The organism is Streptomyces himalayensis subsp. himalayensis (assembly GCF_013778455.1).
Classification (GTDB): domain Bacteria; phylum Actinomycetota; class Actinomycetes; order Streptomycetales; family Streptomycetaceae; genus Streptomyces; species Streptomyces himalayensis.
Genome location: NZ_JACEHE010000013.1, coordinates 100,484 through 114,101 on the forward strand (window position 1 = coordinate 100,484; position 13,618 = coordinate 114,101).

Below are 13,618 nucleotides of genomic sequence, written 5' to 3' on the forward strand. Positions count from 1 at the left end.
GCACGCGTCCGTCCCGCCCGGCACCTGAGACGCCGGGTCCACCGGTTCGCCTCCCCGGCCCCCCGCCGGTTAGGTTTCTGGCATGACCGACACGACTGCTACTGCACCTCGCACCACCGGCGCCGTCGCCGCCGGCCTCGCCACCGTCACCGCCGACGGCACCGTTCTCGACACCTGGTTCCCCGCGCCCGAGCTGTCCGACGAGCCCGGCCCCGCCGGCACCGAGCGGCTGAGCGCCGAGCGCGCCGTGGAGCTGCTCGGCGAGGGTGCCGCCAAGGCCATCGGCCCCGACGCCCGCCGCGGTGTCGAGGTCGTCGCGGTCCGTACGGTCATCGCGTCCCTCGACGACAAGCCGCTGGACGCCCATGACGTGTACCTGCGTCTGCACCTTCTCTCGCACCGCCTGGTGAAGCCGCACGGCCAGAGCCTGGACGGCATGTTCGGCTTCCTCGCCAACGTCGCCTGGACCTCGCTCGGCCCGGTCGCCGTCGACGACCTCGAGAAGGTCCGGCTGAACGCCCGCGCCGAGGGCCTGCACCTCCAGGTGACCAGCATCGACAAGTTCCCGCGCATGACGGACTACGTCGCGCCCAAGGGCGTCCGTATCGCCGACGCCGACCGTGTGCGGCTCGGTGCGCACCTCGCCGAGGGCACCACCGTGATGCACGAGGGCTTCGTGAACTTCAACGCGGGCACGCTCGGCACGTCGATGGTCGAGGGCCGCATCTCGGCCGGCGTCGTCGTCGGCGACGGCTCCGACATCGGCGGCGGCGCCTCCACCATGGGCACCCTGTCCGGCGGCGGCAACGTGATCATCTCGATCGGCGAGCGCTGCCTCATCGGCGCCGAGGCGGGCGTCGGCATCGCGCTCGGCGACGAGTGTGTGGTCGAGGCCGGTCTGTACGTCACCGCCGGTACGCGCGTGACGATGCCCGACGGCCAGATCGTCAAGGCCCGCGAGCTCTCCGGCGCCTCCCACATCCTCTTCCGCCGCAACTCGGTGACGGGCGCCGTCGAGGCCCGCCCGAACAACGCGGTGTGGGGCGGCCTCAACGAGGTGCTCCACAGCCACAACTGAGCCTCCGGAGCACGGACGTTCCCACGTCCCCAGCGGGCGGCCCGCACCGAATCCCGGTGCGTGCCGCCCGTTTGTTTTTTTGCGTGCACACAGGCATAGCGGAGGGCCGCCGCACACGTCACCAAGGACAGCAAGGTCCGTAAGAAGATCCCTGAAGATCTCTGAAGATCTCTGAAGATCCAAGAAATCCGAACAAGAAGTTCGAAGAAGAGCGAGCCAGAGAAGGTGACGATGGATGCCGAGGGCCAAGAAGACTTCCGCGAGTTCGTGGCGAACAGGTCGTCCGCGCTGCTGAAGACCGCAGTCCTGCTCAGCGGTGGTGACCGGCACGCGGCCGAGGACCTGCTGCAGAACGCGCTGATCAAGGCCGCGGGACGCTGGCACCGCATCGACGAGCCCGAGGCGTACGTCCGGCAGATCCTGTACCGGCAGCAGGTGAGCCGCTGGCGGCTGAAGTGGCCACGGCGCGAACTGAGCGTGCCCGAGCTGCCGGAGACCGGATCGGGCACGGACGCCTCGTCCGCCGCCGAACTGCGCCTCGTGATGCGCGCCGCACTGGCCCGCCTCACCGCCCGCCAGCGCACCGTCCTCGTCCTGCGCTACTTCGAGGACCTGCCCGAGGCCGACGTGGCCCGTCTCCTCGGCTGCTCGGTCGGCACGGTGCGCTCCACCACACACCGCTCCCTCGCCCGGCTGCGGGGCCTCGCCCCCGAACTGGCCGCGCTCGGCCCCGCGGACGCCGAGCAGCAGCCGTCCCGTGACTTCTCGCCCGTGGAGGTGCGTCCGTGAACGTCGACGAGCTGGTGCGTGACTCTCTACGCGAACAGGCCACCGAACAACCGCCACTGGAGCCCGGCTTCGCCGACCGGGTGCTGACGGCCCGGCGGCGCCGCCGCACCCAGGCGCTCGCGTCCGTCGCCGCGGCCACCGCCGCCGTGGTCGCCGTCGCGGTGGCGGTCCCGCTCCTTGACTCCGGCAAGGACGACGTGCGCCTCGCGAGCGAGATGAACACGAGCGACATCATCGCCCACCCCGACCAGACACCGCCGCGCGACCTGATCGCGGCGGGGGACGTCGCGCTGGCCGCGTACTACACCTGGAGCAACGTCAAGCAGACGGACGACCGCGCCGTCGCCGTCCGCACGTACCGGCTTCTGGACCAGAAGACCGGCAAGTACGTGAAGACCACCAAGTGGTCCTTCATCGACGTCGCTCCCGGCATGCGCACGGCCGCCGTCCTGGAGAAGGACCTGCCCGCCAAGCGGATCGGTCTGCTCAACCTGCTCACCGGCGAGGTCGAACGCTGGATCCCGGTGGACCGCGGCGTCGCGGGCGTCGAGTTCTCGCCGGACGGCAGCAAGCTCGTCGCGACGACGTACAGCAAGAACCCCGACCTGCGGTACAAGGCGGACTACGACAGCGACGGCGACGGCAAGAAGAACGACTGGATGCCGCAGTTCGGCCAGTCGAGCCGGACCGGCTTCTACGTCATCGACGTGGACTCCGGCAAGGGCTCCTGGAGCAAGGCCACGTACAACAGCAACGACCTCAACGTTCGGCAGGACTTCGACTTCAGCCACGACGGCAAGCTGGTCTACTCCGGGCTCACGACGGCTCCCCACATGCAGTACTACGACTTCGAGGGCAACGAGGTCGCCAAGCCCGCGAACGAGAGGTACGTGCACTGGTTCAATGACGCGGGGCTGTCCCCGGACGGCAAGCTCGTCGGGGGCAACGGCGCGGTCCTCGACGCCTACTCCGGTAAGCAGGCCGCCAAGGTGCACGGGCAGCGGCCGCTCGCCTGGGCCGACAACGAGAGGCTCGTCGCCTGGTACAGCGAGCCGGGCACGAACGAGTTCCACAACCGGCTTGTGCTCATCACGATCGGCAGCGACAAGGTCGTGCCGCTGAGCGGTTTCCGCAAGGGGAACGACGGCGCGGCAGGGCGCTGGACGCCGATCTTCGCCGAACGCTGATCAGGCTGCCGTCAGCCGCTGACGCGCTGATCAGTCCTCCGCGTTCACGAGGTGCTCGTACGCAGCAAGCAGCCCGTCGGTCGCCTCGCGGCCGGCGGGCCTCAGCGGTGCCCGCACCGGGCCCGCGGGCAGCCCGAGCGCTCCGAGCAGCGCCTTGGCCGTGACCGTCCCGGGCAGCCCCGAGGCCATCATCAACGCGATGAGGGGAATGGCCTGTTGCTGAAACCGCGCGGCGCCCGCCGTGTCGCCGGCGTCGTACGCGTCGAGGATCCCACGCAGATGGCGCGGAGCGACGTTGGCGACCGTCGACACATACCCCGCACCACCCACCGCGTACAGCGGCAGGATGAACTCCTCGCACCCCGTGTAGTACGCGAGATCCGTGCGCGCGAGGACCTTCTGCGTGCCCAGCAGGTCGTACGCGCAGTCCTTGACGCCGGCGATCCGCGGATGCTCCGCGAGCCGCAGCATCGTCTCCGGCTCGATCCGGGTGCCGGTGCGGCCGGGGATGTCGTAGAGCATCAGCGGCAGCCCGGAGGCGTCCGCGATCTCCCGGAAGTGGGTCTCGACGGCGTCCTGGGGCGGCCGGCTGTAGTACGGCGTGACCACCAGCAGACCGTCCGCGCCGGCCTTTCCGCCTCCAGTGCGAGTTCGACCGTGTGGCGGGTGTCGGAGCTGCCGACGCCCGCGACGACCGCCGCCCGGTCGCTGACCGCCTCGGACACGGCGCGCACGAGAGCCGACTTCTCGGCGTCGGTCGTGGTGGGCGACTCGCCCGTCGTCCCGGACAGGACCAGCCCGTCGCAGCCGTCGGCCACCAGCCGCGCGGCCAGCTGCTGAGCTCCGTCCAGGTCCAGGGCACCTGAGTCGGTGAAGGGCGTGATCATCGCGCACAGGGCGCGGCCGAAGGGAGCGGGTTCGCGTGAGGTCGTCATGCCTGGAGTGTCGGCACCCTTTCGGTGAAGCAATACTTAATTCTGCTACTCGATATGAGCAAGCAACGCTACGAAATGTTGCGCCCGTGGCGAGTGGGCCGGCGCGGCTCGGCGGCGGGCCTGACGGCACGGAGCAGGGGTCCGGACGTCAGGGAGCAGGGGTCCGGACACCACACGGAGCAGGGGTAATGCGGCCCTTCGCGGGTACTCGGGCGTCCCAGACGGAGGGAGGCGTGACACATGACCGCGGCCACGGATCAGCGTACGGAACACTCGGTGGGAGAGCTGGTGAGCCGGGCGACCGGACAGCTCTCCACGCTTGTGCGGCAGGAGATGCGGCTTGCCACCGCGGAGCTCGCCTACAAAGGCAAGCGGGCCGGGCGGGGCGGAGGGCTGCTCGGTGCGGCCGGCGCCATCGCCTATATCGGAGTGATGGCCCTCGCCGCCACGGCCGCCGCCGCCCTCTCCCTGACGCTGCCGGTGTGGGCGAGCGTGCTCATCATCGCCGGGGTGCTCTTCGTCATCGCCGGCGTGCTCGCCCTCATCGGCCGCCGTCAGCTCCGCGGCGCGACTCCGCCGCTGCCCGAGCGGGCGATGCACAGCGTCAGGGCCGATGTCGAGGAGCTCAAGGAAAGGGCGCATCGATGACAGACGGCATGAGGGCCGGCGCCAAGGGGCCCGACGAACTGCGCCGGCAGATCGAGGAAACCCGCGCAGAACTCGGCGCGACGGTCGAGGAGTTGGCGGCCAAGACGGATGTGAAGGGCCGCGCCCGGCAGAAGGCCGCGCAGGTCCGCGGCCGGATGAGCGAACGGGCCACTCATGTGAAGGGACGGATGCGAGGACGCGCAGGGCACGCCGAGGAACAGCTGCAGGCGCGCGCCGCAGAAGCAGGCGAGCGGATCGAGGGTGCCGCGACTCCGACGCAGGAGACGGCCACTCAGGCGGTGCACCGCGTGCGGCACGCCGCGCCCGAGCCGGTACGCCGCGCCACGAGCACCGTGGTCCGGGCCGGACGGCGCCACCCGCGGCCGCTGCTGGCCGCGGGCGCCGGGGCCGGAGCGGCCGTGGCAGCGGGAGTCCTGTGGCAGCGCGGCGCGGGGATCCAAGGCGCCGGGGTCCATGCGGCCAGGGGCAACCTCGGTACCCGCCTGGTCCGCAGCGACCTCGGCACCCGCATCGCCCGCAGCGATGTCGGCACCCGCCTCGCCCGCAGCGACCTCGGCGCGCGCATCCTCCGTAGCGATCTCGGCAGCCGGCTCGTCCGTAGTGACCTCGGCAGCCGGCTCGTCCGTAAAGACCTCCGCAGCCGACTCGTCCCTGGTGGGATGCGCCGCCGTCCCCTGGTCCGGGGTATGGGCGGCCGTGCGGCCAAGGGCAACATCGGCGCCCGCCTCGTCCGCAGCGGGCTGCGCCGCAGTCCCGTTGTCCGCGGCGGCCTGGCCGGCAGCCGTCTGATCGGCCGCCACCGGGGCCACCGCCGGGGGCGCGGCCACCGGGTCATCGAGAAGCTGAGCCGGTGGTGACAAGGGCCCGCGTCCCCCTCGGCATCCCCCTGGTCGCGCGGGCCGTGCTGCTGCACGCGCGCGTGCCGTGCACGAAGCGCCACGCGCGCGTGGCGGCACAGCGGCACACGGAGGGCCCGGCGGCGTACGAGAACGCCGCCGGGCCCTCCGCCTCTGCGCCCGCCCTATGGGCGGGACAGGTTCCCCGCCCTACGGGCGGAACCGCAGCACCTGCGGGTCGTGGTCGCTGTTCTGGTCCGCGAACTCCGCGTTGATGTGCACGCTGTCGTACGAGAAGTCCGTCCAGCGGATGGACGGGCTCACCAGGATCTGGTCCAGGACCTGACTGTTGCCCTGGTAGTCGTAGGTGTAACGCTCGCTCTTCGGCAGGGACTTGATGGCCGAGTAGAGCGCGCCGCCGTCCTCCAGGAGCTTGGTGGTGGTGGAGAACTCGAAGTCGTTGATGTCGCCCAGCGTGACGACATCCGCGCTCTTCTGCGTCGTGAGGATCTCCTTCACGAAGGCGTTCACGGCCGTCGCCTGCTGGTGGCGCTGAGTCTCCGAGCTGCGCGTGGGCGGCTGGTACTGGGAGTGCAGCGCCTGGTCGCCGCCCTTGGACGCGAAGTGGTTGGCGATCACGAAGACGGTGCGGCCGCGGAAGACGAACTCGCCCGCGAGCGGCTTGCGGCTGTTCGTCCAGGCCCCGTTGCCCGGGTCGATACGGCCGGGCGACGCGGTGAGCGCGGCCTTGCCGTCCACCTCGGTGACGCCGGTCGCGGTCGTCGAGTCGCCGCCCGCCCGGTCGGTGAACGTGACCCGCTCGGGGTTGAACAGGAACACCTGGCGGATGTTACCGCCGGGCTCGCCGCCGTCCGCGTTGTTCGCCGGGTCGATCGAGCGCCACTCGTAGCGCGGACCGCCCGCGGCGACGATCGCGTCCACGAACTTCTGGACGGTCTGGTCGGAGGCGACCGTGCCGTCGTTCTTGGCGCCGTTGTTGTCCTGGATCTCCTCCAGGGCCACGATGTCGGGCGACTGCAGATGCGTCACGACGCCCTGCGCGAGCGCGTCGAACTTCGCCTGCCCGTCGGCCGGGTCGAGGTTCTCGACGTTGTACGTCGCCACGGCGAGCTCGCCGCTCTTCTGCTTGCGGGTGGTCTCCCGCTGCAGGCCCCCGTCGACGACCGTGCCGAGCGTCCGGGCCGTCAGCGTGTACCCGCCGAACTGGCTGTAGTCCAGCGGACCTTCGGTGGTGCCTTCCAGCACGTCGCCGACGTTCGCGGTGGGGAAGGGCTGCTGGGCGGTGGGCACCAGCGACTGGATCTGCAGGCGGCCCGTGTTCTGCGAGGTGTACGAGCCGTAGACGGTGCCGCCGCGGCGGGTGGGGTGCTCATGCGGCTTGACCGTGACCCACAGCTCCGCGAACGCGTCGGTCGCGGTGACCACGCGGGACGAGCCGATGCGGACGTTCATGCCCTCCAGCGACTCGTAGTAGTCGAGGGCGTACTCGGCGGGCTGGAGCATGAGGCCGTTGACGGAGCCCTGCGCGGCCGGGTCGCCGTCCGCCGCGTAGGTGCCCGGCACGGCGCCGGCGTCGATGACCTCGGCCGCGGGCAGCGGGTTGCCGGACGACACGACCGTCACCGTCGGCCTGGTGATCTCGGTCAGGGACTGGTTGCCGGACGAGGTGCCCCCGGGGACGTACTCGGTGACCGTGCCGGACACCGTCACCGCGTCACCGACCGTGACCGTCGGCGTGGAGCCGGTGAAGACGAAGACGCCCTCACTGGTGGCGGCGTCGCCGTCGGGGTCCGGGTCCTGGATCCAGAAGCCTCTGGAGGAGCCGTAGGTCCTGGTGCCCGTCACGATCCCGGTCACACCCGTGACCTGCTGACCTGCGAGCGGCGATATTCGGGTGTTGCCCTGGATGTCGTGGACGCGCACCTCGGCCGCCTCGGCGGGTGAGGTGAGGACGACGGCGGACACGGTGGAACAGACAGCGGCGACGGTCAGCGCGGCGATGCGCGACGAGCTCTTGCTCGGCAAGGGATCCCTCCGGGGACGTGGTCAGAGCGCCGGGACCAGGGGGTGGGCCCGGCATGACCCGGAAGACACCCCCTAGGTGGAACCGCGAACGAGACGCGGGTGGAGCCCCGCACGGGCACGGGTGGAACCGTGAACGCGGAGACCCGGGTTCGTTCTCTACGCGCGTCAATCTCTTGTGCCGCCAAGGGACTTGTCAAGGGACGACCGGGTAACGACCCCTGACAGAAACATGAACCGGAGCGGTGGGTGGCTTGATCCGGTTCCGGCCCGGGTGGTGAGAGGCGGTCGGGCAGGCGGCAGGCGGTCATATCCGTCTAGGCTGGGCCGGTCGGACCTTCGCGGACCGGCCGCCCATACGTTTCGAGGAGAACCCACCGATGTCCGTAAGCCCCTCCACGCTGCCGCCGGTGCGGCTGCACTCCGAGGCGGAGCTGGCGAGGGACGCCCTCGCCGCACCGCTGCTCTCCCGCGCCGTTCGGCTCGCCCGCTGGGCGGGGCCCGACACCCGCGTCGGGGCGGGCGGGGAACTCGTGGACGAGCAGCTCCCGGCCGCCGCGGCGGAGCTGGGCCTCGCGGACGACGAGGACGGAACGGCGTATGCGAGCGAGGCGTGGCGCGTAGCCGTCGACACCGGCCTCGTCGAGATCACGGACGAGGAGGCCGGCACCGTCACCCGCGGTGACAACCTCGGCCTCATCACCTCCGGCGGCCCCCGGGACATCCTGGGCCTCTGGCTGGACGCGCTGGAGACCGTGCTGGCCGACGCGGCCGTGCCCGACCTCGACGATCTCGTCGACGCCGTCGAGGACGACGGACAGATCGACTTCGAGGGGCTGGACTGGGACCCCGAAGCGGAGGCCGAATTCCTCGACGGCGTGCTCGGCAACCTCTACCTGCTGACCGTCAGCGAGGAGGGGCCCGGCGAAGAGCCCATGCCGCTGCCCGCGCTCGCCGCGTCGATGATCGTCCCCGACGACATGGGGGAGCCCACCAACGACGTCCTCGAGCAGGTCTCGGACGCCATGATGCGGCTCGACGACCAGTTCCGGATGCTGGAACCCGTCGGGCTCGTCGAGTTCCAGCCGGTCGACGAGACGCTGCTGGCCGACGCCGACGGGCCGGGCGCTTCCGCCGACGAGATCGACGTCGCGCGGTACGGACTGGTCCGACTCACCCCGCTCGGCCTCTACGGCATGCGCGCGCGCCTGCAGGAGGCGGGTCTCGAGGCGCCCGCCGTCGGGGATCTCGTGGACAAGGGCGCCGACGGCCTGCTCGACGGCACCGCCGGATTTCCTCAGGCCGCGGCGCAGGCCGAGATCGAACAGTGGCTCGCGCGGCGTGAACCGCTCGCGGCTGCCGAGGAGCTGCTGGTCGCCGCGCGGGGCACCGACGAAGGAGCGCCGCTGCGGCGGCTGCGCTGCCAGCAGGCGCTGTCGCTGGTCGGCAGTGCGGCCGAGCCGGCGCTGCGTGCCGTACTCGACGACCCGGAGCTCGGCGGGCTGGCGCGGGTATGGCTCACCGAGCACGGAGCGGCCGACGTGCCGCCGCCACCCGAGTCCATGATCTTCTGGCTCACGGTCGACACGCTGGCCGCGCAGCTCGCCGCAGAGGGCAACTCGACGGAGCTCCAGGCCCTGGTGGAGGGCCTGGCCCAGCAGCACAGCGGCTTCTTCGACACGGCATGGCGCGTCGAGCACCCCGCCACGGCCGACGTCCTCGAGGCGATGGGCCGGCTGCACCCCGACAAGAAGGTGGCGAAGGAGGCCCGCAAGGCGGCGTTCAAGGCGCGGTCGGCGCACGGGGGCTGACGGCGGACTGATTTCAGCCCGTCTGGGGGCACCTCCTAGGGGCACCCCCAGCGTTGGCTGGGGGAATCAGCCGGGGGAGTTCGAGGACGAGCCCGAAGGGCGATTCGGCGGTCTGGGGGCGCTGCCCCCAGCAGGGTCCGAGGGCAGCGCCACTGGTTGTGCGAAGGGGCGGGCTGGGGGAGAGAACGCTGCCGAGGCTCGGAGGCCGGCGTCCCGCGCGGCCCACGGACCGACGTCTCCAGAGGCCGGAGAAGTCGGGCGCCGTTCAACTGGCGTTTATGCGCGGGCGGCACGGTGACCCCGCAGACGGTCCCGCCGCACCGCCCCTCAGCTGCCCGTGCCCTCAGGCTTCAGGAGAAACCATGTCGCTCACCCGCAGGGACTTCGCCAGACGATCCGCGATCACCGGTGCCGGTGTCGCGCTCGTCGGCGGCGTCGGAGTCTTCGCCACCACCCCCGGCGCCCTCGCCACCCAGGACGCCGAGACCGCGGAGGGCGCGGACCTCGAGGACACCGCCGACGCCCTCGGCTACGGCCCCCTCGTCGAGGACCCGAAGGGCATCCTCGCCCTCCCTGCCGGCTTCTCGTACAAGATCATCACCTACAGCGGCAAGACGAAGCTGGAGTCCGGCGAGTTCACCCCGTCCAACCACGACGGCACCGGCACCTTCGCCGGCCCGCGCGGCACGACCCTGCTCGTCAACAACCACGAGCTCAAGGGCCCGCGCTCCAAGTGGAAGTACCCGGTTCCGCTCACTGAGGGCCTCGTCTACGACCCGGCCGCGTCCGGCGGCTGCACCGTCGTGGAGGTGCGCCCCGGCGGCGAGGTCGCGGAGTGGGTCGGCATCGCCGGCACCTCCACCAACTGCGCGGGCGGCAGCACCCCGTGGGGTACCTGGCTGACCTGCGAGGAGAACTCCGACCGCGCCGGCGAGAACGGCATGACCAAGGACCACGGCTACGTCTTCGAGGTCGACCCGCGCGACCGCCGTGCCAACCGCGACCCGAAGCCCCTGAAGTTCTTCGGGCGTTACGACCACGAGGCCGTCGTCATCGACCCCAAGCGCGGCCACGCCTACCTCACCGAGGACGACGCCGACCCCAACGGCCTCTTCTACCGCTGGGCCCCGCCGCAGGGCTTCGAGTACGGCCGCGGCAAGCTGCGCACCCTCGCCGACGACGCCGGCGTGCTGCAGGCCCCCAAGTGCTACGACTCCGGCGGCCGCTTCGTCGACGATCTCTCCCGCGCAACGAAGATCGGCACGGTCTACGGCGTGGACTGGGTGGACGTACCGGACCGCGACGCCAAGACCGTGGCCGTGCGCGAGCAGTTCGCCGACGGTGAGATCACCCGCGCCCGCAAGCTCGAGGGCATGTGGTGGGGCGACGGCGGTGCGTACATCGTCTCCTCGTACGCCCGCGAGGAGAGCCCCGTTCAGCACGACGGTCAGGTCTGGTTCTACGACCCCAAGCGCCGCACGCTGACGCTGAAGGTTCTGATCGGCGTGAACCCGGACCCGTCCAAGGACGGCGCCTTCGACGGCCCCGACAACATCACCGTCTCCCCCTACGGCGGCATCATCCTCGCCGAGGACGGCGAGGGCGTCTCGCACCTCTTCGGCGCGACGGAGAGCGGCCGTACGTACCCCATCGCGCGCAACGACCTGAACGTCGGCACCGAGGAGGAGCCGGAGTACAGCGAGTTCGCCGGGGTCACGTTCTCGCCCGACGGCAAGACCCTGTACGCGAACATCCAGACGCCCGGGATCCTGCTGGCGATCACCGGTCCCTGGAAGCGGCAGCAGCGCGGCTGACCGGCTGAACGATTCGCCGTGATGCGGCGCCTGTGCCCGGGGAACGCGCCTCGCCCGGCCCGTTCCTGAGGGCGGACCGGGCCGGTCACCGGGCACAGGTCATCCGGCGACCCCCGTTGACCGCGACGACCGGCCCGCTGGCAACAACTGTGGGCGCGGAGTCTCGCATGGCCGATGCGGGCGTACCAGCCGCTCGCATCGGCCGCGAGGCCTGCAATCGTGCCGTCCAGCGTCCAGTCGCGCACGTCCCGGTGTACACCTGGAACCTCGCCGGGTACCGGGCGGGCCACGGTGCGTCCGGGATGGGCAACCGGCACGTCTTCGGGGGGCTCTCGGACGCGGCCTTCCGGATGGTGCCGCGGCTCGAGGCGCCGCGGGACGCGAAGTGGGCTTGGCTGAAAGAGCGGCCTTGGCTGGACCGAAGGGTGCGGCGGAGCGGACGCGGCCGCCGCGGGCTGTCCCACACCTGTGAGCCGGCATTGTGCCGTGCTTTGTGGGCTCTGCCGGTGCCCTTCCGGCGGAGCCCACGCTGGGCGATGCGTCACCTGTTCGGCCTATCGAGGCGCGGGTGTGTCCGCGCGGGCTGAGCAGGGTGGGCAGGGCTGGGCAAGGTGTCCGGGCTTCCTGCCCGGCCGGCTCACGACGCTACCCCGGCCACGACAGACCTGGCGTCCTGCAGCCCGCGGGGCGCATACTGCGTTTAATGACAAAGCCACCAGGTACTCGACGCCACCTGCCCTCAAGCCCCTTCAATGTTCCGCCACCGCCTGCCCAGCCCATCGAGCAGTTCGCTGTGGGTGACCGGGTCTCACATGATCAGTACGGGCTCGGAAGGGTCAGCGGAATCGAGGGCGATCACGCCGTACTCGTCGATTTCGCGGGCCGACAGGGGAGGTTTCTGAGTCCCTTTCCCAAGCTCGTCAAGCTCTGACAGGCAGCCTCGAGGGGCCCAGGCCCCCGGCGAACTGCGCACGGGGCACAGGCGGGGCCGAAGCGAGAGACCCGTTCGGCCTCGCTGGCGGCTCTGCCTGTGCCCTCTGTCGTCGCCGCCCCGCCATCGGCGATCCACAGAACTCGCCGTCGGTGATCACAGAACTACAGCCGGTGATCCGCAGAACTACAGCGCCTGCGCCGCCGGCTTCACCATGCCGCGGACCGTGCGGGACTTCACGAAGTCGCCCATCGCCGTCATCTCCCACTCGCCGGAGAACTGGCGGATCAGCTTGGCCATCATCACGCCCGTCTGCGGCTCGGCGCTCGTCAGGTCGAAGCGGACGAGCTCCTCGCCGGTCGCCGCGTCCAGCAGGCGGCAGTACGCCTTGGCGACCTCGGTGAACTTCTGGCCGGAGAACGAGTTGACCGTGAAGACAAGGCCCGTCACCTCCTGGGGCAGCCGGCCCAGGTCGACCACGATCACCTCGTCGTCCCCGCCGCCCTCGCCGGTGAGGTTGTCACCGGAGTGCTTGATCGCGCCGTTCACGATCGAGAGCTTGCCGAAGTAGCAGCTGTCGACGTGGTTGCGCTGCGGGCCGTACGCGATGACCGAGGCGTCCAGGTCGATGTCCTTGCCGCGGTAGGCGGGCTCCCATCCGAGGCCCATCTTCACCTGCGACAGCAGCGGGCGGCCGCCCTTGACCAGGGACACCGTCTGGTTCTTCTGCAGGCTGACGCGGCCCTTGTCGAGGTTGATCTTCCCCGTGCCGGGCGCGGGGGCGGCGGGCGCGGCGGCGGCCGGGGAAGCAGCGGGCGCCGGCGGGGCCGCGATGCGCGGGTCCACGGGGGGCGCGGGCGGCGTCACCGGCGGCTGCACGGCCGGTGCCGACGGCTGCACGGCCGGTGCGGGCGGCGCCTGGACCGGGGCCGCCTTGGCCGGGGCCTGGGCGGGCTCCTCCTCGACCGACACCCCGAAGTCCGTCGCGATACCGGCCAGGCCGTTCGCATACCCCTGGCCCACCGCGCGGGCCTTCCACGCGCCGTTCCGCAGATAGATCTCGACGACCACCAGCGCCGTCTCGGCGCCGAGCTGCGGCGGGGTGAAGGTGGCGATGACCGAGCCGTCGTCGGCGTTGCGGATGGTGGCCGTGGGCTCGATGCCCTGGAACGTCTGCCCGGCCGCGTCCGGGCTCGCCGTCACGACGATCTTCTCGATGCCGGGGGGCACGGCGGCCGTGTCCACCGTGATCGCGTCGGGTGCGGTGCCGCCGCCGGACCGGTAGGTGACACCCGGTCCTGCCGGCTGGTTGTAGAAGATGAAATCGTCGTCGGAGCGCACCTTGCCGTCGGCGGTGAGCAGCAGGCCCGATACGTCGAGCCGCACCGGGGCGGCGACGTCGACCGCCACGCGGGGGGCGGTGAGAGGGATGTTCGAGCCGGGGGTCATAGCTGTCATGCCTGGGTAACGAACGGGTGCGTTTTGCCGTTCCCTTACCTGGGGTGTTCTTGGCGCGTTCTTTTCC

General features: G+C 71.2%; 10 protein-coding genes and 2 pseudogenes. 9 read left to right on the forward strand and 3 right to left on the reverse strand.

Annotated features, from left to right (window positions below; all coding sequences use genetic code 11):
- Positions 1 to 82: 82 nt before the first annotated feature.
- From dapD to H1D24_RS21635, 3 genes are all read left to right on the forward strand, one after another.
- Complete coding sequence (dapD, locus tag H1D24_RS21625) at positions 83 to 1,078, forward strand: 2,3,4,5-tetrahydropyridine-2,6-dicarboxylate N-succinyltransferase (RefSeq protein WP_181659286.1); 996 nt, start codon at positions 83 to 85, stop codon at positions 1,076 to 1,078.
- Between the two features lie 231 nt (positions 1,079 to 1,309).
- The gene (locus H1D24_RS21630; protein WP_181659287.1) at positions 1,310 to 1,867 is read left to right on the forward strand and encodes a SigE family RNA polymerase sigma factor; all 558 of its coding nucleotides are present in this window, start codon (positions 1,310 to 1,312) and stop codon (positions 1,865 to 1,867) included.
- The gene (locus tag H1D24_RS21635) at positions 1,864 to 3,054 is read left to right on the forward strand and encodes a WD40 repeat domain-containing protein (RefSeq protein WP_181659288.1); all 1,191 of its coding nucleotides are present in this window, start codon (positions 1,864 to 1,866) and stop codon (positions 3,052 to 3,054) included. The genes H1D24_RS21630 and H1D24_RS21635 overlap by 4 nt, the downstream gene beginning before the upstream one ends.
- 30 nt (positions 3,055 to 3,084) lie before the next feature.
- Here the strand turns inward: H1D24_RS21635 and dapA are convergent.
- Positions 3,085 to 3,989: pseudogene (gene dapA / locus H1D24_RS21640) on the reverse strand (4-hydroxy-tetrahydrodipicolinate synthase).
- Between the two features lie 240 nt (positions 3,990 to 4,229).
- Here dapA and H1D24_RS21645 point away from each other — a divergent pair.
- Positions 4,230 to 4,637, forward strand: a complete 408-nt coding sequence (locus H1D24_RS21645; protein WP_181659289.1) for a phage holin family protein — start codon at positions 4,230 to 4,232, stop codon at positions 4,635 to 4,637.
- Positions 4,634 to 5,515 (forward strand): DUF3618 domain-containing protein, encoded by an 882-nt coding sequence (locus H1D24_RS43630; protein ID WP_220137034.1) that lies wholly within the window; start codon positions 4,634 to 4,636, stop codon positions 5,513 to 5,515. The genes H1D24_RS21645 and H1D24_RS43630 overlap by 4 nt, the downstream gene beginning before the upstream one ends.
- 189 nt (positions 5,516 to 5,704) lie before the next feature.
- Here the strand turns inward: H1D24_RS43630 and H1D24_RS21655 are convergent, their stop codons facing one another.
- Positions 5,705 to 7,540, reverse strand: a complete 1,836-nt coding sequence (locus tag H1D24_RS21655) for a DUF8508 domain-containing protein (protein WP_181659290.1) — start codon at positions 7,538 to 7,540, stop codon at positions 5,705 to 5,707.
- A gap of 377 nt (positions 7,541 to 7,917) precedes the next feature.
- On the opposite strand from H1D24_RS21655, the gene H1D24_RS21660 reads away from it, so the two are divergent.
- From H1D24_RS21660 to H1D24_RS43635, 4 genes and pseudogenes are all read left to right on the forward strand, one after another.
- A complete protein-coding gene (locus H1D24_RS21660; protein ID WP_181659291.1) occupies positions 7,918 to 9,348 on the forward strand; it encodes a hypothetical protein in 1,431 nt (476 codons plus the stop codon).
- A 362-nt stretch (positions 9,349 to 9,710) separates the two neighbouring features.
- Positions 9,711 to 11,162: an alkaline phosphatase PhoX gene (locus H1D24_RS21665; RefSeq protein WP_181659292.1), complete on the forward strand. Its 1,452-nt coding sequence runs from the start codon at positions 9,711 to 9,713 to the stop codon at positions 11,160 to 11,162.
- 239 nt (positions 11,163 to 11,401) lie between these two features.
- Positions 11,402 to 11,557: pseudogene (locus tag H1D24_RS42535) on the forward strand (TROVE domain-containing protein); the annotation flags it as partial.
- Positions 11,558 to 11,865: 308 nt separating this feature from the next.
- Entirely contained in the window at positions 11,866 to 12,093 is a 228-nt protein-coding gene (locus H1D24_RS43635; RefSeq protein WP_309484406.1) for a hypothetical protein, read from the forward strand.
- A 186-nt stretch (positions 12,094 to 12,279) separates the two neighbouring features.
- On the opposite strand, the gene H1D24_RS21670 is transcribed toward H1D24_RS43635, so the two are convergent.
- Complete coding sequence (locus H1D24_RS21670; protein ID WP_181659413.1) at positions 12,280 to 13,542, reverse strand: TerD family protein; 1,263 nt, start codon at positions 13,540 to 13,542, stop codon at positions 12,280 to 12,282.
- Between the last annotated feature and the right edge of the window lie 76 nt (positions 13,543 to 13,618).

Bases quoted from the DNA above. Each gene is read 5' to 3' on its own strand.
- dapD (WP_181659286.1), top strand. From the start codon at position 83: ATGACCGACACGACTGCTACTGCACCTCGCACCACCGGCGCCGTCGCC.
- H1D24_RS21630 (WP_181659287.1), top strand. From the start codon at position 1,310: ATGGATGCCGAGGGCCAAGAAGACTTCCGCGAGTTCGTGGCGAACAGG.
- H1D24_RS21645 (WP_181659289.1), top strand. From the start codon at position 4,230: ATGACCGCGGCCACGGATCAGCGTACGGAACACTCGGTGGGAGAGCTG.
- H1D24_RS43630 (WP_220137034.1), top strand. From the start codon at position 4,634: ATGACAGACGGCATGAGGGCCGGCGCCAAGGGGCCCGACGAACTGCGC.
- H1D24_RS21660 (WP_181659291.1), top strand. From the start codon at position 7,918: ATGTCCGTAAGCCCCTCCACGCTGCCGCCGGTGCGGCTGCACTCCGAG.
- H1D24_RS21665 (WP_181659292.1), top strand. From the start codon at position 9,711: ATGTCGCTCACCCGCAGGGACTTCGCCAGACGATCCGCGATCACCGGT.
- H1D24_RS43635 (WP_309484406.1), top strand. From the start codon at position 11,866: ATGACAAAGCCACCAGGTACTCGACGCCACCTGCCCTCAAGCCCCTTC.
- H1D24_RS21670 (WP_181659413.1), bottom strand. From the start codon at position 13,542: ATGACCCCCGGCTCGAACATCCCTCTCACCGCCCCCCGCGTGGCGGTC.